This is a genomic window from Sphingomonas trueperi (genome assembly GCF_011927635.1).
GTDB lineage: Bacteria > Pseudomonadota > Alphaproteobacteria > Sphingomonadales > Sphingomonadaceae > Sphingomonas > Sphingomonas trueperi.
In genome coordinates this window covers 296,196-320,477 of record NZ_JAATJB010000001.1, presented here as the reverse complement: position 1 = coordinate 320,477, position 24,282 = coordinate 296,196, and the positions used below count along the sequence as shown (strand labels likewise).

The 24,282-nt window shown below is 68.0% G+C and carries 19 protein-coding genes; 12 read left to right on the top strand and 7 right to left on the bottom strand.

The window, feature by feature from the left end; all coding sequences use genetic code 11:
* Positions 1–40 precede the first annotated feature (40 nt).
* Together aroC and GGR89_RS01435 are read right to left on the bottom strand one after the other, a co-directional pair.
* On the bottom strand, positions 41–1,111 hold the full coding sequence (gene aroC, locus GGR89_RS01440) for a chorismate synthase (RefSeq protein WP_125974992.1): 1,071 nt from the start codon (positions 1,109–1,111) through the stop codon (positions 41–43).
* A 123-nt stretch (positions 1,112–1,234) separates the two neighbouring features.
* A complete protein-coding gene (locus tag GGR89_RS01435; protein WP_125974994.1) occupies positions 1,235–2,011 on the bottom strand; it encodes a crotonase/enoyl-CoA hydratase family protein in 777 nt (258 codons plus the stop codon).
* A 79-nt stretch (positions 2,012–2,090) separates the two neighbouring features.
* On the opposite strand from GGR89_RS01435, the gene GGR89_RS01430 reads away from it, so the two are divergent.
* Together GGR89_RS01430 and GGR89_RS01425 are read left to right on the top strand one after the other, a co-directional pair.
* Complete coding sequence (locus tag GGR89_RS01430) at positions 2,091–2,543, top strand: PaaI family thioesterase (RefSeq protein WP_125974996.1); 453 nt, start codon at positions 2,091–2,093, stop codon at positions 2,541–2,543.
* The gene (locus GGR89_RS01425; RefSeq protein WP_125974998.1) at positions 2,540–2,917 is read left to right on the top strand and encodes a PaaI family thioesterase; all 378 of its coding nucleotides are present in this window, start codon (positions 2,540–2,542) and stop codon (positions 2,915–2,917) included. The genes GGR89_RS01430 and GGR89_RS01425 overlap by 4 nt, the downstream gene beginning before the upstream one ends.
* Positions 2,918–3,103: 186 nt before the next feature.
* Here the strand turns inward: GGR89_RS01425 and GGR89_RS01420 are convergent, their stop codons facing one another.
* On the bottom strand, positions 3,104–4,384 hold the full coding sequence (locus GGR89_RS01420; RefSeq protein WP_125975000.1) for a PQQ-dependent sugar dehydrogenase: 1,281 nt from the start codon (positions 4,382–4,384) through the stop codon (positions 3,104–3,106).
* A gap of 251 nt (positions 4,385–4,635) precedes the next feature.
* Here GGR89_RS01420 and rimP point away from each other — a divergent pair, with 251 nt between their 5' ends.
* The 6 genes from rimP (at position 4,636) to GGR89_RS01390 (ending at position 11,853) form a co-directional block, all read left to right on the top strand.
* Positions 4,636–5,157, top strand: a complete 522-nt coding sequence (gene rimP, locus GGR89_RS01415) for a ribosome maturation protein RimP (protein WP_209092099.1) — start codon at positions 4,636–4,638, stop codon at positions 5,155–5,157.
* A gap of 6 nt (positions 5,158–5,163) precedes the next feature.
* Positions 5,164–6,783 carry a transcription termination factor NusA gene (gene nusA, locus GGR89_RS01410; RefSeq protein ID WP_125975004.1) on the top strand — a complete coding sequence of 540 codons (1,620 nt, stop codon included), beginning with the start codon at positions 5,164–5,166 and terminating at the stop codon, positions 6,781–6,783.
* A 57-nt stretch (positions 6,784–6,840) separates the two neighbouring features.
* Positions 6,841–7,545 carry a DUF448 domain-containing protein gene (locus tag GGR89_RS01405; RefSeq protein ID WP_125975006.1) on the top strand — a complete coding sequence of 235 codons (705 nt, stop codon included), beginning with the start codon at positions 6,841–6,843 and terminating at the stop codon, positions 7,543–7,545.
* Between the two features lie 4 nt (positions 7,546–7,549).
* A complete protein-coding gene (infB, locus tag GGR89_RS01400; RefSeq protein ID WP_125975008.1) occupies positions 7,550–10,456 on the top strand; it encodes a translation initiation factor IF-2 in 2,907 nt (968 codons plus the stop codon).
* Between the two features lie 350 nt (positions 10,457–10,806).
* The gene (rbfA, locus tag GGR89_RS01395; protein WP_125975010.1) at positions 10,807–11,208 is read left to right on the top strand and encodes a 30S ribosome-binding factor RbfA; all 402 of its coding nucleotides are present in this window, start codon (positions 10,807–10,809) and stop codon (positions 11,206–11,208) included.
* Between the two features lie 60 nt (positions 11,209–11,268).
* On the top strand, positions 11,269–11,853 hold the full coding sequence (locus tag GGR89_RS01390) for a thymidine kinase (protein ID WP_125975012.1): 585 nt from the start codon (positions 11,269–11,271) through the stop codon (positions 11,851–11,853).
* Positions 11,854–11,936: 83 nt separating this feature from the next.
* Here the strand turns inward: GGR89_RS01390 and GGR89_RS01385 are convergent, their stop codons facing one another.
* Complete coding sequence (locus GGR89_RS01385) at positions 11,937–14,207, bottom strand: TonB-dependent receptor (RefSeq protein ID WP_125975014.1); 2,271 nt, start codon at positions 14,205–14,207, stop codon at positions 11,937–11,939.
* A 209-nt stretch (positions 14,208–14,416) separates the two neighbouring features.
* Between GGR89_RS01385 and truB the strand changes: the two genes are divergently transcribed.
* The 4 genes from truB (at position 14,417) to GGR89_RS01365 (ending at position 18,838) form a co-directional block, all read left to right on the top strand.
* On the top strand, positions 14,417–15,427 hold the full coding sequence (gene truB, locus GGR89_RS01380; RefSeq protein WP_125975016.1) for a tRNA pseudouridine(55) synthase TruB: 1,011 nt from the start codon (positions 14,417–14,419) through the stop codon (positions 15,425–15,427).
* A 23-nt stretch (positions 15,428–15,450) separates the two neighbouring features.
* Positions 15,451–15,720 carry a 30S ribosomal protein S15 gene (gene rpsO / locus GGR89_RS01375; protein WP_010544825.1) on the top strand — a complete coding sequence of 90 codons (270 nt, stop codon included), beginning with the start codon at positions 15,451–15,453 and terminating at the stop codon, positions 15,718–15,720.
* A 181-nt stretch (positions 15,721–15,901) separates the two neighbouring features.
* Positions 15,902–18,244, top strand: coding sequence for a polyribonucleotide nucleotidyltransferase (gene pnp / locus GGR89_RS01370; protein ID WP_125975018.1), 2,343 nt, complete (start codon positions 15,902–15,904; stop codon positions 18,242–18,244).
* 156 nt (positions 18,245–18,400) lie between these two features.
* Entirely contained in the window at positions 18,401–18,838 is a 438-nt protein-coding gene (locus GGR89_RS01365; RefSeq protein ID WP_125975020.1) for a hemerythrin domain-containing protein, read from the top strand.
* Positions 18,839–19,378: 540 nt separating this feature from the next.
* Here the strand turns inward: GGR89_RS01365 and smc are convergent.
* From smc to GGR89_RS01350, 3 genes are read right to left on the bottom strand one after another with little or no spacing between them, the layout of a single operon-like run.
* Positions 19,379–22,786, bottom strand: coding sequence for a chromosome segregation protein SMC (gene smc, locus GGR89_RS01360; protein ID WP_125975022.1), 3,408 nt, complete (start codon positions 22,784–22,786; stop codon positions 19,379–19,381).
* Between the two features lie 13 nt (positions 22,787–22,799).
* Complete coding sequence (locus GGR89_RS01355; protein ID WP_167712697.1) at positions 22,800–23,561, bottom strand: thioredoxin domain-containing protein; 762 nt, start codon at positions 23,559–23,561, stop codon at positions 22,800–22,802.
* 24 nt (positions 23,562–23,585) lie between these two features.
* The gene (locus tag GGR89_RS01350) at positions 23,586–24,281 is read right to left on the bottom strand and encodes a DsbA family protein (protein WP_125975026.1); all 696 of its coding nucleotides are present in this window, start codon (positions 24,279–24,281) and stop codon (positions 23,586–23,588) included.
* Position 24,282: the final 1 nt, after the last annotated feature.

Below are 24,282 nucleotides of genomic sequence, written 5' to 3'. Positions count from 1 at the left end.
CGATAAAAGCGAACGTGTCAGGGCCGAGTCGAGCGCAAGATCAGCCGACCTGCGCCCGATGCAGCAATTTCTGGTCTGCCAGCACAAGCGCGACCATTGCTTCGACCACGGGTACGCCGCGAATGCCGACGCACGGGTCGTGGCGACCCTTGGTGCGGATCTCGCTGGCCTCGCCCTCGCGGGTGACGGTCTCGACCGGGATCAGGATCGAGCTGGTCGGCTTGAACGCGACGCGCATCCGCACCGGCTGGCCGGTGGCGATGCCGCCTGCGATGCCGCCTGCATGGTTGGCGAGGAAGTCGACGCCGCCATCGCCGCGCGGCCGCATCGCATCGGCATTCTCCTCGCCGCGCAAGCCTGCCGCCGCGAAGCCGTCGCCGATCTCGAAGCCCTTCACGGCGTTGATCGACATGCATGCCGCTGCCAGCTCGCTGTCGAGCTTGGCGTAGAGCGGCGCGCCCCAGCCGGCGGGCACGCCGGTGGCCTCGCAAGTGACGACGGCGCCGAGCGAGGAGCCGTCCTTGCGCGCGGCATCGACCAGCGCTTCCCAGCGGGCGGCCGCCTCCGGATCGGGGCAGAAGAAGGGGTTGTTGGCGATCTCGGCCGCGTCGAACTTCGCATAGTCGATCGCGTCACCGCCGATCGCTTCGACCCAGGCGGTGATCGTCACCTCCGGGATCACCAGCCGCGCGACCGCGCCCGCTGCTACCCGCGCCGCGGTCTCGCGCGCCGAGGAACGGCCGCCGCCGCGATAGTCGCGGAAGCCGTATTTCTGGTCATAGGCAAAGTCGGCATGGCCGGGGCGATAGGCCCTGGCGACCTCCGAATAGTCCTTGGAGCGCTGGTCGACATTGTCGATGTGCAGCGCGATCGGGGTACCGGTGGTGCGCCCCCCGAACACGCCGGAGAGGATGCGGACCTGGTCCGGCTCCTGCCGCTGCGTGGTGAAGCGCGACTGGCCGGGGCGGCGGCGATCGAGAAAGGGCTGGATGTCGCCCTCGCTCAAGCTCAGCCCCGGGGGGCAGCCATCGACCACCGCGCCGAGCGCGGGGCCATGGCTCTCGCCCCAGGTGGTGAAGCGGAATACGCGACCGAAGCTGTTGAACGACATCGGCGCACGCCCTCCGTCTGGGTTGAAACCGCGGGCCGTTTCGCAGGTGTCGCGTGCGGCTGCAACCCGTTCGGCGGGGGCGGGGCGAGCAGCGCGAGCTTTTGAAGTTGCGGTATGGGCGTGTTAGTCGCGGAACTGGGGGCTGCGCTTCTGCAGGTTGGCTGTCACCGCCTCGATCTGGTTCGGCGTGCGGAGCAGCGCCGCCTGCTCGACGCTCTCGGCCAGCAATACCGCGGCTGCGTCGCCTTCGTGATTGGCGAGGCGCTTGGCGGCGCGGATCGCGTCCGGATTGCGAGCGGCGATCGCATGGGCAAGCGTCATTGCTTCGGCATGCGGACCCTCCGCCAACCGGGTGACGAAGCCGAACGTATGCGCGTCCGCCGCATCGAACTCGCGGGCGGTATAGGTGAGCTCGCGCAGCACGTCGTCGCGTACGGTGCCGCGCCAGAGCACGAAGCCCGCCATGTCCGGCACGATGCCCCATTTCAGCTCCATCACCGACAGCCGAGTCTCGGGTGCGGCGACCCGGATGTCCGCACCGCTCGCAATCTGAAGCCCGCCGCCGAATGCGACGCCGTGCACCGCCGCGATCACGGGCACTGGCAGCGTCCGCCAGCCCCAGGCGACCTGTTGGAAGCTGTTGGCCAGTCCGTGCGTCCGCGCCGCGATGTCGACGTCCGCGCCGACATTGGCCATGCTCGCCATGTCCAGCCCCGCGCAGAAGGCGCGGCCTTCGCCGGAAAGGACCACCGCGCGCAGGCCGGCGGTCTGGCCGAGCGTGTCGATCGCCGTCAGCAGTCCTTCGATCATGGCGGGATCGAGCGCGTTCATCTTTTCCGGCCGGTTCAGCCGCACATCGGCGACGCCGCCCTCGATGGTCCAGGTCACGCGCTCGCTCATTCCGGCATCCTCTCTTGTTGCCCGCCAATGTGCGGCGAAGCATTTGCGCGGGCAAGATGGTGGCGCTAGAAAAACGGGTATGTCCCAGTCCAGCGATCCCCCGGCGCCGCCCCGGTTCGATCCGCGCGCCTTCTTCGCGCTCCGCTTTCCCAACCATGGCAGCCGCCTGGGTGTCGCGCACCGCGATCATGGCGACGACTGGTCCGAGCTGGAGCTGCCCTGGCGCGCCGACCTGGTGGGGCAGGAGGAGACCGGCGTGCTCGCCTCGGGGCCGATCCTGGCGCTGATGGACATGGCGAGCAGCGTCGCCGTGTGGCTCAAGGTCGGCAAGTTCCTGCCGCATGCGACGCTCGACCTCCGGATCGACTATCTGCGGCCGGCGCGGACGGGCCAGACGGTGATCGGGCGCTGCGAATGCTATCGGCTGACGCGTTCGATCGCGTTCGTCCGCGGGCAGGCGCATGACGGCGATCCGGCCGATCCGCTCGCGCATGTCGCCGGCACCTTCATGGCGGCGGAGGGATACTGGTGAAGCTGCCTCCTTATGCCGAGCTGCTGGGGCTTACCGTCGAGCCGGGCGCGGATGCGCCGGTATTGGTCATGCCCTTTTCCGGCGATGTCGTCGGGCGACCGGGGTTCCTGCACGGCGGTGCGATCGGCGGGTTGCTCGAGATGGCCGCGGTCGGCGCGCTGCTCCAGGCGCTGGAGGCGGAATGCGGGGCGAAGGTGAAGCCGGTCAACGTCACCGTCGATTACATGCGCGGCGGGCGCGAGAAGGAGACGCGGGCCAGGGGCACGGTGACGCGGCTGGGCAACAGGGTGGCGAATGTCAGCGCGGTGGCGTGGCAGGACGAGGAAGACCGCCCGATCGCCGCCGCGCGGATGAACTTTTTGATCGTGCGGTAATGCAAATCCTCCCCCGACGGGGGAGGGGGACCGCGCTGCGCAGCAGCGTGGTGGAGGGGCCGCGCCGCCAGGCGCGCTTCGCCTTGGCATTGAGCGGAAACCGCCGCTTGCGCGGCGGCCCCTCCACCACCGCCTGCGGCGGCGGTCCCCCTCCCCGAGCTGCGCCCGGGGAGGAATGTCACGGCTTCACTTCTTCGGAGTCACCCGCATCAGCCAGCCGCCATCGCCCTTGGCGCCGTCCTGCAGCAGCCAGAGCGAGCCGTCCGGCCCCTGCGCCACGTCGCGGATGCGCATGTCGAGGTTCCACTGGTCGGCCTTGCGGGCATTGGTGCCGTCGAGCGCGATGCGGATCAGCGCTTGGCCGGACATCGCGCCCATCAGCAGCGAACCCTTCCACTGCGGGAACTCGTTGCCGGTGTAGTAGATCAGACCCGCGGGCGAGATCGACGGCACCCAGTGCAGCTTGGGCAGCTCATAGCCGTCGCCCGCCTTGGGCTTGGGAATGGGCTTGTTGTTGTAATTCTCGCCGAACGAGACGTTGGGCCAGCCATAGTTGCGGCCCTTGACGATCAGGTTGAGCTCGTCGCCGCCCTGCGGGCCCATCTCGTGCTCCCACAGATTGCCGGCCGCATCGAAGACGAGGCCGTACGGGTTGCGGTGTCCGCTGCTCCAGATCGAGGCCGGGGCCGGGTTGGGTCCGTCGAAGGCGAAGGGGCGGCCCTTTGCGGTCTTGGCGGCTTCGGTGTCCTCGGGCGGGTCGATGACCTGCACGCTGGTCGCGCCGACCTTGCCGGCGTCCGGATTGTCCGAGGCGGGCTTGCCGTCGAGCGTCAGGTGCAGGATCTTGCCGATCGCCTGGTTGGGATCCTGCGCGGGGGTGAAGCGCTGGCGCTCGCCCGAGGAGAGGAACAGCGACTTGCCGTCGGGTGCGAAGGCGATCACCGCGCCGAACTGGCCGCCGTCGCCGTCCGCGCCCGAGCGGAACAGCACCTCCACATTGTCGAGTCGCGGCGCCATCGCCTTGCCGCGGGTAAGCTTGGCGCGGGCGAGCGCGAGCGCGCTGCCGTTGGCGCGCGGCTCCGAATAGGTGAAGTAGATGGTGTTGCTGCTGGCGAAGTCCGGTGCGGGCGCCACGTCGAGCAGGCCGCCCTGGCCGCCGGCGGCGACCTTGGGCACCCCGGTCACCGCCTGCGCCTTCTGGTTGACCTCCCAAACTTGCAGCTGCCCGGCCTTCTCGGTCACGAGTGCGGCGCCGTCGGGCAGGAAGGCGAGCGCGAAGGGCGAATCGAAATCGGCGACGCGGATCGCGGTGAACGGCACGCCCTCCGGCAGCGGGGCGGGCGTGCCGCTCGGCACCGGCAACGGTGTCGGCGTGTCGGCCGTCCCGGTCGGCTGCTGGGCATTGGAGCCGGGCGACGAGCAGGCGGTGGCGAACAATATCGGTATCAGCAACAGCGAACGGGGCATGGGGAATCCTCTCCGGCGATGGTTCGGTCGCGAACGCAGCCGGTTTTACAGCGCGTTGCAACGACTTTCGTTCGCGAAAAGATGCAAGGTGCGAGGCGCCCCCTTGCTCCGGCGCACGTGATTGCGTATATCGCGGATGCTTTCTCGGACATCGTCAAACATGATCGAGGTCGGCGCCGCCAGGCACCGGCACCGAAGCTGCTTGATTTCAACCGGAGACGTGTGTGGCGAATCTCGCCGAACTGGCCAAGATGATCGAAACCGAAGCGCAGGCGCTGGGCTTTGCCCTGGTGCGCGTGAAGATGTTCGGCGGCCAGAGCGATCCCACGCTGCAGATCATGGCCGAGCGTCCGGATACGCGCCAGCTGACGATCGACGATTGCGCCGATCTGTCGCGCCGCATCTCGGACCTGCTCGACCGGCTGGAAGCCGAGGGTCGCGATCCGATCGACCATGCCTATCGGCTGGAAGTCAGCTCGCCGGGCATCGACCGGCCGCTCACCCGGCTGCAGGATTTCGAGGACTGGAAGGGCCATGAGGCCCGCATCACGCTCGCCGAGAAGCTTGACGGGCGCAAGCAGTTCAAGGGCGATCTCGCCGGCATCGACAAGGACGCGGGCACCATCACGATCGTGACGCAGGACGAGACGCACCATGTGCTCCCGTTCGCGGCGATCGAGGATGCCAAGCTGACGATGACCGATCGCCTGATCGCCGCCACCGCGCCGCTCTCTGCCGAGGGCGCCGACAAGATTATCGAAGTAGAAGGATAAGCCCGGATGGCCACCGCCATTTCTGCCAACAAGGCCGAGCTGCTCGCGATCGCCGATTCGGTCGCGAAGGAAAAGCTGATCGACAAGGCCATCGTCATCGAGGCGATGGAAGACGCGATCCAGCGCGCCGCGAAGAACCGCTACGGCGTCGAGAACGACATTCGCGCGAAGCTCGATCCGGTTTCGGGCGATCTGCGCCTGTGGCGCGTCGTCGAAGTGGTCGAGCAGGTCGACGATTATTTCAAGCAGGTCGACCTCAAGGGTGCCGAGAAGCTCCAGAAGGGCGCGAAGGTCGGCGACTTCATCGTCGATCCGCTGCCCCCGATCGAGTTCGGCCGCATCCAGGCGCAGGCCTCGAAGCAGATCATCTTCCAGAAGGTTCGCGACGCCGAGCGCGAGCGCCAGTATGACGAGTTCAAGGACCGGGTGAACGAGATCATCACCGGTGTGGTGAAGCGCGTCGAGTTCGGCCATGTCGTCGTCGACCTGGGCCGCGCCGAAGGCGTGATCCGCCGCGACCAGCAGATCCCGCGCGAAGTGGTGCGCGTCGGCGATCGCGTCCGCTCGGTGGTGCTCAACGTCCGCCGCGAGAATCGCGGGCCGCAGATCTTCCTGAGCCGGGCGCACCCCGAGTTCATGAAGAAGCTGTTCGCGCAGGAAGTGCCTGAAATCTACGACGGCATCATCGAGATCAAGGCCGCCGCCCGCGACCCGGGCAGCCGCGCCAAGATCGGCGTGATCAGCCATGACGGCTCGATCGATCCGGTCGGCGCCTGCGTCGGCATGAAGGGCAGCCGCGTGCAGGCCGTCGTGCAGGAGATGCAGGGCGAGAAGATCGACATCATCCCCTGGTCGCCGGACACCGCCACCTTCGTCGTCAACGCGCTGCAGCCGGCGAACGTCAGCCGCGTCGTGATCGACGAGGAAGAGGACCGCATCGAAGTGGTCGTCCCCGACGATCAGCTGAGCCTGGCGATCGGCCGTCGCGGCCAGAATGTGCGCCTGGCGTCGCAGCTGACCGGCAAGGCGATCGACATCCTCACCGAGGCGGATGCGAGCGAGAAGCGCCAGAAGGAATTCGTCGAGCGTTCGGAGATGTTCCAGAACGAGCTCGACGTCGACGAGACGCTGGCCCAGCTGCTGGTCGCCGAAGGCTTCGGTGCGCTGGAAGAAGTCGCCTATGTCGAGATCGAGGAACTGGCCACGATCGAGGGCTTCGACGAGGACCTCGCGCAGGAACTCCAGAACCGCGCCCAGGAAGCGCTGGAGCGCCGCGAGGAAGCCAATCGCGAGGCACGCCGCGCGCTCGGTGTCGAGGACGACCTCACCACCATGCCGTACCTCACCGAAGCGATGCTGGTCACGCTCGGCAAGGCGGGCATCAAGACGCTCGACGACCTCGCCGACCTGGCGACCGACGAGTTGGTCGAGAAGAAGCGCGCCGAGCCGCGTCGCCGCGGCGACGACACCCCCCGCAAGGAGCCCAAGGGCGGCATCCTGGCGGAGTACGGCCTGAGCGACGAACAGGGCAACGAGATCATCATGGCGGCCCGCGCCCATTGGTTCGCCGATGAAGAACCTGCGGAAGCAGGCGAGGAGGACGCAATTGCGGACTCCGAACAATGATACGCGCCGACTGACATTGGCACTGGACATCCCCCCTCTCGGCCACGGGAGGGGACGATGACCGACGCGGTACGCACCTGCATCCTGTCGCGCGAGGAATCGCCGCGGGAAGGGCTGATCCGACTCGTGCTTTCGCCCGAGGGCGAGGTGCTGCCCGACATCCGTGCCAAGGCCCCCGGCCGCGGCGCCTGGATCTCCGTCGACAAGGCGGGGCTGGCGGCGTCGCGCGACAAGGGCAGGCTGAAGGGCGCGCTCTCGCGCAGCTTCCGCACCGGCGAGATTCGCATTCCGGACGATCTGGAAGACCGGATCGCCGCCCAGCTGCAGCGCGCCGCGCTCGACCGGCTGGGGCTGGAGGCGAAGGCTGGCTATGTGGTGATCGGCGCCGAGCGGATCGAAAAGGCCGCGCGCAGCGGCCGACTCCATCTGCTGCTCCACGCATCCGACGCCCGCGACGACGGCAGCCGAAAGCTGGCCCAGGCGTGGCGGGTTGGCTCGGATCGGGAAGGTTCTGCCCTCAAGGGCTTAACATTGCCGGTCTCGCGCACCATATTGTCCTTGGCGTTAGGCCGCGAAAATGTGGTACACGCCGGACTCATCGACGCCCGGGCGGCGCAACGGACGAGCGAAGCGCTCGATCGCTGGCTGCACTTTATCGGACCCGAACCTGATCCCGTGTCTTGCGATTCCGAATCGCAAGGCGCATCGGCTTTGCCGTCCGCCGTGCCATTGACGACGAACATTATCGAGGAACTTGAGTAGCCGCATGAGCGACACCGAAAACGACAAGCCGAAACTGGGCATGCGCGCACCGCTGGGTCTGAAGCGCACGGTGGAAACCGGCAAGGTGAAGCAGAGCTTCAGCCATGGCCGTTCCAACACCGTGGTCGTGGAGGTCAAGCGTCGCCGTGTTCTCGGCCCGCAGGGTGCGCCGATCGACGAGTCGACGCCGGCCCCTGCCGCTGCGCCCGAGGCTCCGGCTGCTCAGGCTCCCCGTCCCGCTGCCCCGCAGCAGCAGGCGCCGCGCGCCGCTGTCCAGCCGCCGCGCAAGCCGATGGACAATCTCTCGCCCCAGGAGCGTCAGGCCAAGCTGCTCCGCGAGGCCGAGGAACAGCGCATGCAGGCGCTGGAGGAAGCGCGTCGTCGCGACGAGCGCCTCCGTGCCGAGGCGCAGGAAGAGGAACGTCGCCGCGCCGAAGAGCGTGCGCGTGCCCAGGCCGAGGCGGCAGCCGCCCCGGCCGAAGCCGCCGCACCCGAGCCGACGCCGGCTCCTGCGCCCGCCCCGGAACCGAAGCCGGACGTGGTAGCGGAGGCTCCGGCCCCCGCGCCCGCTCCGACGCCGGAGCCGACTCCCGCGGCCGCGCCTGCTCCGGCGGCACCCCCGGCCGCTGCCCCGCAGCAGCCGGCGGCGCCCAAGCCGGCCCAGCCGCAGGCCGCAGCGCCCAAGCCGGCCGCGCCCGCGCAGCCGCCGCGCCGTCCGATCCCGCAGGGGCCGATCACGCTGCAGCTCGATGCGTCGCTGCCCGCGCCGCGCCGCTTCACGCCGGTCGTGCGTCCGGAAATCCCCAAGCCGCAGCCCAAGCCCGAGCCGCAGCAGGCAGCCCCTGCCGCGACCCAGCAGACGCAGCAGGCACCGCAGCAGAACCAGAACCAGCAGCGTCCCGCCGCTGGCGCCGGTGCCGCGCGTCCGGCCCCTTCGGGTCCCGGCGCCGCGCCGCGCCGCCCGGGTGCCGATCCGGCCAAGCCGTCGCGCGACCGCAAGGGCGACGATCGCCGCCAGTCGGGCAAGCTCACCGTTACGCGTGCGCTCGGTGGCGACGATGGTGCGCGTGCGCGCAGCCTCGCGGCGCTGAAGCGCGCCCGTGAGAAGGAGCATCGCCGCTCCTATGGCGGCCCGCGCGAGCCGCAGGTCAAGCAGGTCCGCGACGTGGTGGTGCCCGAGGCGATCACCGTGCAGGAACTCGCCAACCGCATGGCCGAAAAGGGTGCGGACCTGGTGAAGGCCCTGTTCAAGATGGGCATGATGGTCACGGTCAATCAGTCGATCGACCAGGATACCGCCGAACTGCTGGTCACCGATTTCGGTCACAACGTGCAGCGCGTCAGCGAGAGCGACGTTGATCTCCAGATCGATACCGAGCTCGATCCCGAGGACAAGCTGCAGCCGCGCCCGCCGGTCGTCACGATCATGGGGCACGTCGACCACGGCAAGACCTCGCTGCTCGACGCGCTGCGCGGCACCGATGTGGTCCGCGGCGAAGCCGGTGGCATCACCCAGCATATCGGCGCCTATCAGGTCACCCTGAAGGACAAGTCAAAGATCACCTTCCTCGACACGCCGGGCCACGAAGCCTTCTCGGAGATGCGCGCACGCGGTGCCAACGTCACCGACATTGTGGTGCTGGTGGTGGCCGCGAACGACGGGCTGATGCCGCAGACGATCGAGGCGATCAATCACACCAAGGCGGCCGGCGTGCCGATGATCGTGGCGATCAACAAGGTCGACCTCGACAGCGCCAACCCGCAAAAGGTGCGCGAGCGCCTGCTCGAGCACGAGGTGATCGTCGAGGAGATGGGCGGCGACGTCCAGAACGTCGAAGTCTCGGCGCTGAAGAAGATCGGCCTCGACGCGCTGATCGAGAAGATCCAGCTCCAGGCCGAACTGCTCGAACTGCGCGCCAACCCCGATCGCGAGGCCGAGGGCACCGTGATCGAGGCGAAGCTCGACAAGGGCCGCGGCCCGGTCGCGACGATCCTCGTCAACCGCGGCACGCTGCGCGTGGGCGACGTGTTCGTCGTCGGCGCGGAGAGCGGCAAGGTCCGTGCGATGATCGACGACAAGGGGCGCCAGATCAAGGAAGCGGGCCCGGCGATGCCGGTCGAGGTGCTCGGCATCTCGGGCGTGCCGTCGGCCGGCGATCCGATGCAGGTGGTCGAGAGCGAAGCGCGTGCCCGCGAGGTTGCGGAATATCGCCAGGGCGTGCTGCTCCAGAAGCGCACGACGCAGGCACCGGCGAGCCTGGAGAGCATGTTCTCCGCGCTCAAGGACAAGCAGGCGATCGAGTATCCGGTAGTGGTCAAGGCCGACACGCAAGGGTCGACCGAGGCGATCGTGGGTGCGCTGAGCAAGCTGGGCAACGACGACATCCGGGTGCGCATCCTGCACTCGGGCGTGGGCGGCATCACCGAGAGCGACGTTTCGCTGGCAGCGGCCAGCGGTGCGCCGATCATCGGCTTCAACGTCCGTGCCAACGCCAAGGCGCGCGAGATCGCCGAGCGGAACAAGGTGGCGTTGAAGTACTACGACGTCATCTACGACCTGACCGACGAGATCCGCGCCGGCATGGCGGGCGAGCTGGGTCCGGAAGCGTTCGAGACCGTGGTGGGCCGTGCCGAGATCAAGGAAGTCTTCTCGGCGGGCAAGCACGGCAAGGCAGCCGGTCTGCTGGTCGTCGACGGCTTCATCCGCAAGGCGCTCAAGGCACGCATCACGCGCAACGACGTCATCATCTACACCGGCGAGATCGCTTCGCTGCGTAGGTTCAAGGACGACGTCGCCGAAGTACGCGCAGGTCTCGAGTGCGGCGTGACGTTCACGCAGAACTTCGTGGACATCAAGGCCGGCGATTACCTCGAAACCTACGAAGTCGAGCTGCGCGAACGTACGCTGTAATCGGGCAGGCCGTCGATGGACACCTTTTGTTCCTCGACAGCTTTGCCTGTGATACGCTTCCTTTTCGGCTGCACCTGCGGCCGAAAAGGAGGTGGTTCATGTGCCAATAGAAGCAGTTGCAGGTCTGGTTCTGGGTTTCGCGACGTTCACCGTCGCGTTGCTCGGATTGGTGGCGAAGCTCATTGAGCTAAGCCGCAAGTAACCCAGTGCGGGCTCTCGGTGCTGGAACGCCGGGAGCCCAAAATGCTTTGAGCCCGGGCGCTGGAACACCCGGGCTCAGGAGGTGACGTTGTACCAACGGTCACAGTTGCAGTGCTCTTTAGATAGCGAAAACCGGTCAGAATCACAAGATGCGCCAGAACGACACCGATGAAACCCGCTCCGTCCGCGTGCTGCGCGTGGGCGAACAGGTGCGTCATATCCTCAGCGAGATCCTCCAGCGCGGTGACGTGCATGACGAGGTGCTGGCCAAGCACATGGTCTCGGTGACCGAGGTTCGGATGTCCCCGGACCTGCGCCATGCGACGGTGTTCGTGAAACCGCTGCTCGGCAAGGACGAGGAAGCGGTGCTCAAGGCGCTGCGTACCAACACCGCGTTCCTCCAGCGCGAAGTCGCGCACCGGGTGAAGATGAAGTACGCGGCAAAGCTCAAGTTCCTGGCGGACGAGAGCTTCGACGAGGGCAGCCATATCGATCAGCTGCTGCGCGCGCCCAACGTGGCACGCGACCTGGGCGACAGCGAGCAGGACTGATCCGGCCGCCCGCACCCGCGACGCACTGGACATCGGCGGCACTTTCGGTGTGATGCCGCCATGGCCAAGCTCTATTTCTACTATGCCTCGATGAATGCGGGGAAATCGACCACGCTGCTGCAGGCCGATTTCAACTATCGCGAGCGCGGCATGCGCACCTTGCTGTTAACCGCCGGCGTGCACGATCGCGGCGGGCATGGCGTGATCGACTCGCGGCTCGGCATCCACGCCGATGCCATTCCGTTCGAAGCCGCGACGGACCTCCGCACCATCGTCCAGGACGCGCATTTCGCGGCGCCGCTCGCCTGCGTGCTGGTCGATGAAGCCCAGTTCCTCTCCGCTGCGCAAGTGCGGCAACTGGCCGCCGTGTGCGACGAGGACGAGGTGCCCGTGCTCTGCTACGGCCTGCGCACCGATTTTCGAGGGCTGCTGTTCGAAGGCGCGGCGGCGCTACTGGCGATCGCTGACTCGCTCGTGGAGATCAAGTCGGTCTGCGAATGCGGGCGCAAGGCGACGATGAACCTGCGCGTCGATGCCGAGGGCCGCGCCGTGCGCGAGGGCGCGCAGCGCGAGATCGGCGGCAACGATCGCTATGTCGCGCTCTGCCGCCGCCATTTCGTCGAGCGACGCGGCGCGATCGGCTGACATAGCAAAAGGGCGCCGCGAGGATCCCTCGCGACGCCCCTGGAACCGAATGCGCGGCCGGGAGCCAACCACCGCGCCTCCGATCAGAAATGGAACCGGATCTCGCCGCCGATGATGCGCGGCTCGTTGATCATGCCGGTCAGGTTGTTGAAGTCGATCGCGCTTTGCGCGCGGATCTGGTTGAGGATGTTGCGGGCGAACGCCGCCACCTCATAGCCTTCCGGCGCGCGATAGCCGATGCGCAGCCCGCCCTCGACCAGTGAACGCCCGCGGAACTCCTTGGCCTCGTAGAGGAAGTAGTTGATCTCGCTGCGATACGCCCAGTCAGTATAGGCATAGACCTCGCCGCCGTTCGCCAGCGGCACGCCGTAGCGGGCGGTGGCGTTGAGCACGAAGCGCGGCGCCTGGGGCAGGCGGTTGCCGTCGATCCGCGCGAAGGTGCTGGTGCCGACGGTGAAGGTCGGATCGGTCATCGTGCACAGCGAACCGCACGCCGCCACGACCAGCTTGGGATCGCGGATCTGGGTGAAGTTGTAGCTGCCGCTGGCGGTGAGATCGAGACCGCGCACAGGACGGTAGCTGAACTCCGCCTCGACGCCATAGCCGTTGACGTGATCGGCCGAGAGCAGCTGGTTGGCGTTGCTCGCGCCGCCCACCGCAGTCAGCTGCAGGTCGTCGGTGCGGAACCAGTAGCCCGTCAGCGCATAGTTGAGCCCCTTGGCCGGCAGCGCGCCCTTGACGCCGGCTTCGGCCGACTTGGTGAACTGCTTGCCCGCGGTGGTCGGCACCGAGCCGAAGGTCACGCGGTCCTGGATCGCCGGGCCGAGATAGCCCGTGGCGAAGCGCGCATAGACGTTGACATCGGGGGTCAGCGCGTAGGTGGCGCTGGCATCCCAGGTCACCGCCTCGCCCTGCACCTTGGTCTGCAGCGGCAGGGTGAGGCCGCCGGTCAGCGGGCCGAAGCCGAAGATCACGTCGTTCTTGCGATCGTGCGAGTAGCGCACGCCGGCGCGCAGCGTCAGTGCGTCGGTCGCCTTGAATTCGCCCGAGGCGAACACGCCGAGATTCTCGTTGATGTTGCGGTGGCCGATATTCTGGGTCTGCGCGCCGCCGCCCAGGTCATAGCCATATTCGCTATAGTCGAGATTCTGGTCGAAATAATAGACGCCCGCCTGCCCGCGGAACGCGCCGAACTGGTCGGTCGCGAAGCGCAGTTCCTGGCTGAACTCCTTCGGGCTGGTGATGCCGCCGGTGTTCGACGGGAACAGCGCCTTGTTCAGCCCGAGCGCCGGGAAGCCATAGCTGTCGCCGCCGTCGACGTCGCCGGTGCTCTGCACCTTGGCACGCTCATAGGCAGTCACCGAGTAAAGCGTGCCGAGGCCCTCGAAGTGATAGTCGAGCTGGAGGCTGCCGCCCCACTGTTCCAGCCACTGGCTGGTGTAGCCGTCGAGCTTGACGTGCTTGGGGTCGAAACCGGGCGAGAAGTCGTTCGAGCCCTGCTGGAACAGGCCGGCGCGGAACACGCGCGGCGTGCCTTCGAGGTCGCGGCCGTGAACGTTGATCAGCGCGTTGAAGTCGCCGCTGGTGTAGCTGAGCTGCACGCGGCCGGCGCGATCGGTATAGCCTTCGAGCTTGCGGTTCGCGACGCTGAGCAGGCTGGTGCTGTCGTTCACCACCCAGTTGTCGCGGTGCTGCACCAGGCCCGAGACGCGCAGCGCGAAGCCGTTGCCGAGCGGCGCATTGAGCGCGAGATCGGCGTTGATCGTGTTGTAGGTCGCCCAGCTGACGCTGCCCTGTGCTTCATACGTGTCGGTCGGACGCTGCGATTCGAGCTTCACCACGCCGGCCGGCGTGTTGCGGCCGAACAGCGTGCCCTGCGGCCCGCGCAGCACTTCGACGCGCGCGAGATCGAACGCCGGGAACGCCTTCAGCATCGGGTTTTCGAGCGCGACGTTATCGTACACCACCGACACCGGCTGCGCGGCGTTGGGGTCGAAATCGGTGTTGCCGAGGCCGCGGATGTAGAAGCGCGGGAAGGTGCGGCCGAACGAGCTTTCGATCTGCAGGCTGGGCGTGCGCGCCGAGAGGAAGCGGATGTCGAGGCCCGAGGAATTGAGCACGTCGAGCTTCTCGCCGCTGATCGCGGTGACCGCGACGGGCACGTCCTTGGCGGCTTCGGTGCGGCGCTGCGCGGTGACGACGATCTCGCCGGTCTGCTGCGGCGCGGCGTCTTCGGGCTGCGCGCCCTGGACGGGTGCGGGTGTCTCGTTGCTGTGGGCGGCGGCGAGCGCGGAAGGCGTGGTGAGCGCGGCGCTGGCGAGCAGCAGGCCGCGGAGAAGGGCGGAAGTGGTCATGGCTGAGTCGAGTCCCCGTGAAAAGATGGCTCGTCCTCTCCAGCGAGGTGTCGCGATTGATTCTTATCAATGTCGCTGATTTTTCGCGCGCCTGTAGCGGAACCGTCATCCCGGGCAAGCGTTTCGGGCCACGCCCGAACGGATTGCTGCGGTGTGTTGCAATTATGTCGTGATTTGCGCGGGCCGCGAAGCCCACCTATGGCGCGGCGATGCATGGCTGGATCCTTCTCGACAAACCTTTGGGCCTCGGCTCCACCCAGGGCGTGAGCGCGGTCAAGCGCGCGCTGCGCGATGGCGGCTATGCCAAGGTGAAGGTGGGCCATGGCGGTACGCTCGATCCGCTGGCGAGCGGCGTACTGCCGATCGCACTGGGCGAGGCGACCAAGCTGGCGGGCCGCATGCTCGACAGCGATAAGGTGTATGACTTCACGCTCCGGTTCGGCGTGGAGACGGATACGCTCGATGCCGAGGGAAAGGGCATCGCGGAGTCCGCGGTGCGGCCGACGCTGGCGGAGCTGGAGGCAGTATTGCCGCGCTTCACCGGGCCGATCGAGCAGGTGCCGCCGGCCTATTCGGCGCTCAAGGTGGACGGCGAGCGGGCGTACGACCTGGCGCGTGCCGGCGAGACGGTTGTGCTCAAGAGCCGGGCGGTGACGATCTTTGCTCTCGAAATCCTCCCCCAGCTTGCTGGGGGAGGGGGACCATCGGCGCAGCCGATGGTGGAGGGGCTCGGCGGGCAACCGCCGCGTGCCGCGGCGGCCCCTCCACGGTCGCTGCGCGGCGGTCCCCCTCCCCGAGCGGAGCTCGGGGAGGGTCTGGAAGAAATCACCCTCCGCGCCCATGTCTCCAAGGGCACGTACATCCGCAGCCTCGCCCGCGACATCGCGCATGCCCTTGGCACCGTCGGCCACGTCACCTATCTCCGTAGGATCAAGGCGGGGCCCTTCACCCTGGATCAGGCGATTTCGCTGGACTCTTTGGCGGATGCCGCTAAGGAGCGGCGCCTTGAAGACATTTGCCTGCCGCTGAGGGCGGGGCTGGACGACATCCCGGCTCTACCCCTCACCCCCGATCAGGCAGGGCTGCTCCGCCAGGGGCGGGTCTTGGTCGGGATTGCCAAAGACGATGGCCTGTATTTCGCGTTGCTCGGGGACACCCCTGTCGCGCTGGTAGAGGCGGAAACCGGAAGCATCCGGGTCGTACGCGGCTTCAACCTGTAGCCTTAGATGTCGAAGGAAACGCCATGTCGATCACGCAGGAGCGCAAGGAAGCGCTCGTCAAGGAACACGCTCGCAACGAGGGTGACACCGGCAGCCCCGAAGTGCAGGTCGCGATCCTCTCGGAGCGCATCGCCAACCTCACCGAGCACTTCAAGACCCACGCGAAGGACAACCACTCGCGCCGCGGTCTGCTGATGCTGGTCAACAAGCGCCGCAGCCTGCTGGACTATCTGAAGAAGAAGGACCAGGCGCGCTACGCAGATCTCATCGCGAAGCTCGGTCTTCGCAAGTAACACGGAAAGGCGACCTTCGGGTCGCCTTTTTGTCATTCCGGTGCGATAACGCACCGGCGGTCCCGGGCGAATGGCGCCGGGGACGAACGGGGGATCCGGCAATACGGTCGGTCCCACGAGCCACATACGGCTCACGCATAGGCCCCCCGCGTGATTGGCACCGGGGAGTGAAGGAAACGACATGTTCGACAAGAAGACTGTATCGATCGAGTGGGGCGGCAAGACGCTGACTCTCGAAACGGGCAAGGTTGCCCGCCAGGCCGACGGCGCGGTGATCGCGACCCTCGGCGAAACCGTGGTGCTGTGCGCGGTCACCGCCGCCAAGTCGGTGAAGGAAGGCCAGGACTTCTTCCCGCTGACCGTCCACTACCAGGAAAAATTCTCGGCCGCCGGTCGCATTCCGGGTGGCTTCTTCAAGCGCGAGCGCGGCGCCACCGAGAAGGAGACGCTCGTCTCCCGCCTCATCGACCGCCCGATCCGCCCGCTGTTCCCGGAAGGCTTCTACAACGAGATCAACGCCATCGCTCAGGTGCTGAGCTATGACGGCGAGAACGAGCCCGACATCCTCTCGATGATCGCCGCCTCGGCCGCGCTCACCCTGTCGGGCGTACCCTTCATGGGCCCGATCGGCGCCGCCCGCGTCGGCTACGTCAACGGCGAGTACATCCTCAACCCGACTGACGCGCAGGTTGCCGAGGGCGAGCTCGATCTCGTCGTCGCCGCCACCTATGACGCGGTGATGATGGTCGAATCCGAGGCCAAGGAGCTTTCGGAAGAGGTCATGCTCGGTGCCGTGCTGTTCGCGCACGATGCCTGCCGCGAAATCGTCAAGGCGATCATCAAGCTCGCCGAGCAGGCCGCCAAGGATCCGTGGGAAATCGCGTCGTCTAACGACAATGCGAAGCTCAAGGACAAGATCAAGAAGCTGATCGGCAAGGACATCGCCGCCGCCTACAAGCTGACCGACAAGTCGGCCCGCTCGAACGCGCTCAACGAGGCGCGTGCCAAGGCCAAGGCGCAGTTCGTTGAGGACGGCCTCGACCCGCAGCAGGTGATGGCCGGCATCAAGCTGACCAAGAAGCTGGAAGCCGAGATCGTCCGCACCGCCATCCTCAAGGAGGGCAAGCGCATCGACGGCCGCACCACCACGCAGATCCGCCCGATCGAGGCGGAGACGCACTTCCTGCCGCGTGCGCACGGTTCGGCGCTGTTCACGCGCGGCGAGACCCAGACCATCGCCACCTGCACCCTCGGCACCAAGGACGCCGAGCAGATGATCGATGGCCTGAACGGCCTCAGCTACCAGAGCTTCATGCTGCACTATAACTTCCCGCCCTATTCGGTCGGCGAAGTGGGCCGCTTCGGCGCGCCGGGCCGTCGTGAAGTCGGCCATGGCAAGCTGGCATGGCGCGCGCTGCACCCGGTGCTGCCGTCGAAGGAAGACTTCCCCTACACGATCCGCCTGACCAGCGACATCACCGAGTCGAACGGCTCGTCGTCGATGGCGTCGGTGTGCGGCGGCAGCCTCGCGATGATGGACGCCGGCGTGCCGATCAAGCGTCCGGTCTCGGGCATCGCCATGGGCCTGATCCTCGAGGGCAAGGAGTATGCGATCCTGTCCGACATCCTGGGCGATGAGGATCACCTGGGCGACATGGACTTTAAGGTCGCCGGCACGTCCGAGGGCATCACCACGATGCAGATGGACATCAAGATCGCCGGCATCACCAAGGAGATCTTCGAGGCGGCGCTCAACCAGGCGAAGGCCGGCCGCGCGCACATCCTGGGCGAGATGAACAAGGCGCTGGGCGAAGTCCGTGCCGAGCTCTCGGCGCACGCCCCGCGCATCGAGACCTTCACGATCGACAAGTCGAAGATCCGCGAAGTGATCGGCACCGGCGGCAAGGTGATCCGCGAGATCGTCGCCACCACCGGCGCCAAGGTCGACATCGACGACGAGGGCGTTATCAAGGTCAGCTCGTCGGATCCGGCGCAGATCGAAGCCGCGATCAAGTGGATCAAGGGCCTCGTCGAGGAAGCTGAAGTCGGCAAGATCTACACCGGCAAGGTCGTCAACCTCGTCGATTTCGGCGCGTTCGTGAACTTCATGGGCGGCAAGGACGGCCTCGTCCACGTCTCGGAGATCAAGAACGAGCGCGTCGAGAAGGTCTCGGACGTCCTGAGCGAAGGCCAGGAAGTCAAGGTCAAGGTCCTCGAGATCGATCCGCGCGGCAAGGTGCGCCTGTCGATGCGCGTCGTCGACCAGGAGACCGGTGCCGAGCTGGAAGACTCGCGTCCGGCCCGCGAACCGCGCGAGCCGCGCGGCGACCGTGGCGACCGTGGTGACCGCGGTGACCGCGGCGGCGACCGCCGTCGCGAGGGCGGCCGTGGCGGCGAGCGCGGTGGCGAGCGTGGCCCCCGCCGCGACCGTGGCGACAAGCCGCGCGGCGAGCGCAGCGAAGGCGGCAAGGACGACGGCGGCGATATCGGCCTGCCCGCGTTCCTGACCGGCGATCGCGACTGATCACCGGCGTTTCGCACAAGAAATGAAGGGGGCTCCGGCACTGCCGGGCCCCTTTTTCATTAACCCATTCCCGCATTCCACTTTGCGAAAAATCGCGCTATGCAGTCGCCGGGGGATCGAACGGAGCAGACGACGCTAAAGGGTGAGGGCCGACCGATGATGGCAACGACGACGATCGCCGAATTACGGCACGATCACGAGATGATCGACATTCTCGCACGGCGCCTGTCGGGTCTTCTCGAAAGCGACGCGACCCCCGTCGAGCTTTCCACCGCGCTCGATCATCTGCTCAACTGCGTCGCGGAGCATCTCGCCCGTGAAGACACCACCATCTACACGCTGGCCATGTCCGCCCAGCCGGGCATCTCGCGCACCAAGGTCGACCAGGTCCGCGAGGATTTCGAGCGGCTCAAGGCCAACTGGCAGGACTATCTCCAGTTCTGGACCCCCGAACAGATCGCCGCCGACCGCAAGGGCTTCGCCGACGCCAGCCGCGCAATGCTGCCGCGCCTGCGCAACCGGGTGAAGCTGGAGGAAAGCCTGCTGGTCGCCGCCGCGCTGCAGGGCGAGCCGAGTTTTCAGACCAGGCACTAGGATAGGCGGCTTGCGCTAGGTCCGCTGTCGCCCCAGTTTAAGACATTCTTTCTCTCTTCGCTCGATCCTCATTGCGGACGCTCCGCCAGCGGCGCATTCAGGCGCAGTTGCCCCTGTCGAAGCAAATCTCAAAATGCCTAATCGCCTCTTTGCTGCTCTCGCTACACTCTGGATCTTTTACGCCGTGCCAGTGCTACTGCTCGCCGCGATGACCGCTCAGGATGAGGAGCAGTTCCGCTTTCCACCGATCAGGGGGGCTGTCGACGCCATATTCTACGTTCTACTAATTCTGCCCCCACTTCTGTGTGTCTTCATTTGGTTCCGCCAGGCAGGTAGCAGGCGAACAGTCGCGAGCGTTGCAAGCTTGACGATGGGCTGGGGTCTGGTTTTGATACTGGCGCTACCGGTAGTTGGACTGATGCTTCTCGCAGCAGGCGGCTTGTTTCTGAGCTAAGCGATAAGCTGTAGGTCCGCTTTCCACCAAACTCCGCCATCCGCGAATCTGTTTGAACAGGGTCGGCCTCCCGTGGGGGGGCTCCGCTACTCCGCCGCCAGCAAACTCGTCGCGCCGCCCAGATCCACTGACACCAGCCGGCTGACCCCGCGCTCGACCATCGTCACCCCGAACAGCCGGTGCATCCGCGCCATCGTCGCGGCATTGTGGGTGACGATCAGGTAGCGGGTCGCGGTTTCGCGGGTCATTGCCTCCAGCAGATCGCAAAACCGATCCACATTGGCGTCGTCGAGCGGCGCGTCGACTTCGTCGAGGACGCAGATCGGCGACGGCTTGGTGAGGAACAGCGCGAAGATCAGCGCGACCGCGGTCAGCGCCTGCTCGCCGCCCGAGAGCAGGGTAAGCGACTGCAGTTTCTTGCCCGGCGGCTGGGCCAGGATTTCCAGCCCGGCCTCCAGCGGGTCGTCCGAATCGATCAGCGCGAGATGCGCCTGGCCGCCGTTGAACAGCGTGGTGAACAGCCGCCGGAAATGCTGGTCGACCGCCTCGAACGCAGCGAGCAGCCGCTGCCGCCCCTCGCGGTTGAGCGTGCCGATCGAGCCGCGCAGCCGGTTGACCGCCTGGAGCAGCTCGTCGCGCTCCTTGGCATTGGTGCCGAACGCGGCTTCTATCTCGGCCAGCTCGGTCTCGGCGACGAGGTTGACGGGTCCTAGCCGCTCGCGATCGGTGGTGAGCTTTTCCAGCGCGGCGGATTCGTCTTGCGGGCTTCGCACGCTGTCGGCGTCGAAGTTGAGCCGCGCAGGGAGCAAGGGCGGCGGGCATTCGAACCGTTCGCCCGAGAGGCGCCCCATCTCCACCCGGCGCACGTCCTGGTTCTCGGCGCGTGCGGCGGCGCCGGCACGGCGCTCGCGGGCTTCGGAGAGCGACTCGCTTGCCGCGCGCAGTGCCGCCTCGCTGGCGCGCAGCCGGGCGTCGGCCTCGCGCTCGGCGACCTGGGCAGCAGCGGATTCCTGCTGCATCCAGGTGTCGGCGGCCTCGGCATCGGCGAGCTGGGCGGCGATCTGGGCGGGACGGGCGGCGATCGCCTCGCGCTCCTGCGCCAGCGTGGCGGCGCGCTCGTCCATCTCGGCGGAGCGGCGGGTGGCATCGGCGGCGCGGGCCGACCAGCTCCTGGCCTCGGCCCCGGCGGCGGCGAGCCGCTCGCGGGCCTGGGCGAGGTCGCGGTCGAGGCTGGCGCGTTCGGCACGGGCGCTGGCCACGGCGGCGCGGGCATGGTCGGCTTCGCGGGACAGTGCCGCGACCTTGGCGCGGGTTTCTGCCCCGTCGGGCAGCGCGGCCTTGGCCGCCTCGGCGCGGGCGAACTCGGCGGCGGCTTCCTCCGCCTCGGCGGCGATGCGGGCGCGGCGGGTATCGAGATCGGCGCGCTGCGCCTCCAGCCGTTCAAGCTGGTTGGCGACGCGATCCTCGGCACGGGTCGCCTCGCGCGCGGCGAGATCGGCCTGATCGAGCCGCTTGCGGTTCTCGGCGGCGCTGCGGCGCGCTTCGGCGATGCTCGCCTCGATCCGGCTGAGTTCCGCCGCGGCGGCTTCCAGCGCCGCCTGCGCCGCGGGGCGGGCCCGTTCCAGCGCGGCGAGCCGGTTGACCCGCTCCAGTCGCTCCGCCGCCGCCGCGCCGCCCGAGCGCGCGCGATAGCCGTCCCAGCGGCGCAGCACGCCCTGCAGCGTCACCAGCCGCTGGCCGACCGCGAGCGGCGCACCGTCATCCGCCTCGCACACCAGCACCTGCGCCAGCCGCCGGGCGAGTTCGGGCGGCGCGGTGACGTGCTGTGCCAGCCGAGTCGTGCCGGGCGGCGGCGCGGGGTCGGTCGGCAGCGTATCGGCCCCGCCCCAATGCCGCTCGGCGCTCGCATCGAGCCCCGCTTCGAGATCGTCCCCCAGCGCGGCGGCGAGCGCGCGCTCATAGCCCGCGGCGACGGTTACCCGGTCGAGCAGCCGGTCCTTGCCCGAGGGCCTGGTCGCCTTGGCGAGCGCCGTTGCCTCGCTGTCGATCTGGGCGAGCTCGGCATGCGCCGCCGCGCGCGCGGCCTGGGCGCCGTTGCGGGCCTCGATCGCGGCGCGCTCCTCGGCATCGGCGCGGGTGAGCGCGTCGCGGGCGGCTTCGGCCTGGCGCTGCGCCTCCGCACGCGCTTCGCTAGCGCGTTGGCGCTCGGCATGGAGCGGTGCGGCATCGCCGAGCGCGCGGGCCTCGGCCTCGATCCGCGCCTGGTCGCGCTGGCTGCGTTCCACCCGCCCACGCGCAGCGGACAGCGCGGCATCGGCGACGCGCACCTCGGCGGCTTCGCTGGCCTGCTGCGCCAGCGCCTGCGACAGCGCGACGTCGGCATCGCGCGCGGCGCGTTCGGTATCGGCCAGTGCTGTGTCGAGCAGGGGCACGCGCGCGGCGGTCTCGGCGATCCGTGCCTCCAGCGTCGCCTGTTCGTCGGTCAGCCGCGCGATTGCCTCTGCGGCGTCGCGCGCGAGGGAGGCTTCGCGCGCACGGTCGGCCTCCAGACGACGGCTCGCCTCGGCCAGCTCGGCGATCCGCCGCTCGACGCCGTGGCGGGCGCTGCGCAGTGTCTGCAGCCGGTGCTGGGCGTCGCTGGCGGCATCGCGCAACCGCAGCGACTCGGCGCGGAGCGTGCCGACCGCCTCGGCCGCCGCCATCTGCGCGGCCTCCGCCTCGGCCTGCGCGGCGGTGCGCTCGGCGACCAGCGACTCGGCCTCGGCGGCCTCCTTGCGCGCGATATCGGCGGCCAGCGCCGCGTCGCGCCAGCGGGCGAAGATCATCCGTGCCTCGGCGACCCGGATGCGGTCGGAAAGCTCGCGATAGCGCTCGGCCTGCCGCGCCTGGCGCTTGAGCGCGGCGGCGCGCTGCTCCTGCTCGCCGATCAGTTCGTCGAGCCGGGTGAGGTTGGTCTCGGTCGCGCGCAGCTTTTGCTCGGCGTCGCGGCGGCGGACATGGAGACCGGCGATCCCGGCGGCTTCCTCCAGCATCGCGCGGCGCTCGCCCGGCTTGGCGGCGATGATCGCGCCGATCCGCCCCTGGCTGACCAGCGCGGGCGAATGCGCCCCGGTCGCGGCGTCTGCGAAGGCGAGCGCCACGTCCTTGGCGCGCACGTCGCGGCCGTTGATGCGATAGGCGGAGCCGGCGCCGCGCTCGATGCGGCGGATGATCTCCAGCTCGTCCTGCTGGTCGTCGAGGTCCGCGACCACCGCCACTTCGGCGAAGTCGCGCTGGGGACGAGTCGCGGTGCCGGCGAAGATCACGTCTTCCATGCCGGCGCCGCGCATCGACTTGGCGCTGGTTTCGCCCATCACCCAGCGCAGCGCTTCGAGCAGGTTGGACTTGCCGCAGCCATTGGGGCCGACGATTCCCGTCAGCCCCGGTTCGATCCGCAGATCGGCCGGGTCGACGAAGCTCTTGAAGCCCGTCAGCCGCAGCCGCTTTATCTGCATGGGGTGTCGTCGATCAGCGTGCGCCGGCCTTCTGGAGCAGCGGCTCCAGATCGGCCCAGGTGTTCACGTCGGTCTTCTGGCCGTTGATGAAGAAGGTCGGGGTCGAGTTGACGCCGTAGACGTTGGCGCCATCGGCATTGACCTTGGCGATCGTCTCGATCTGCTTCTGGTCGGCGAGGCACGCCTTGGCCTGGGCCTCGGGCAGGCCGCGCTGCTTCATATAGTCGACCATGCCCAGCGCCTGGGCGAAGCCGGCCGCGGCCTGGGGCGGCGGCATCTGCTGAATCTGGTCGAGCACCTGCGGGTTGGTCTGCTGGAGCGCCATGATCTTCTGGTTGAACGCGTCCGTGCCGGCATAGATCTGGTCCAGCATCGGGAAGAAGGCGTCGGTGGGCACGCACTGGTTCAGCAGCGCGAGTGCGAGGTCGGGGGCGCCGTGGATCAGGAAGTCGCGATATTCATAGCTGACCTTGCCGGTCGCGATGTACTTTTCGCGCAAGGGGCCGACGCCGGTCGTGCCGAACTGCGCGCAGAACGGGCACATGCGCGAGCCATATTCGACCAGCTTGATCGGCGCGTTGGGGTTGCCCTGGCGGAAGCCGTTGTCCTTGGTCTTCTCGACTACATCGGCCCATTGCTTGCCGGCGGGGGCGGGGACGCCCGCGACGGGCGCCGCGGCCTGGACCGGCGCGCTGCCGTTGCCGCCGGCGGCCTTGTCACCGCCGTTGCAGGCGGCGAGCGCCAGGATGGGAAGAAGCGCGAGGGCGAAACGCATGGAAGTCTCCGGGTTACGAAAGGGTCAGGCGCCGGCGGCGCGCAGTTCGGGCTCGAGATAGGGCCAGCTATAGGCCCGCACCTTGCGGCCGTTGACGAAGAAGCTGGGCGTGCCATCCACCTTGTAGAGATTGGCGCCGTCCGCCTGGGTCTTGGCGATGCGGGCGATCGCCTTGGGATCGGCGAGGCACTGGCGGGCCTTGGCCTCGGGCAGGCCCTGCGTCTTGAGGAAGGCGATCATGCCCATATTCTCGGCGAAGCGTGTCGCCATCTGCGCCGGCGGCAGCTTCTGCCACGCCTCCAGCGTGGCGGGCGTCTTCTCCAGCGCGATCAGCTTTTCCTCGAACTGGGGCTGGTTGGCGTAGATCGCGTCGAGCACGGGGAAGAAGCGCTGGGTGCCGACGCACTGGTTGAGCAGCGCCAGCGCCAGATCGGGCGCGCCGTGCACGAGGAAGTCGCGATACTCGTAGCTGACCTTGCCGGTGGCGATATACTGGTCGCGCAGCGGCTTCATGCCCTCTTCGGCGAAGCGACCGCAGGTCGGGCAGGTGCGCGAGCCATATTCGACCAGCTTCACGGCCGCGTTAGGGTTGCCCTGGCGATAGCCGCCCTCGGGCGTCTCCACCACGGTGGTGAGCCAGTTGGCCTGCGGGGCGGGGGCGGCGCCGAGCGCGAAGAGCGGCACCAGCGCGAGCATCAGGGTAAGGAGTCGCTGCATCATC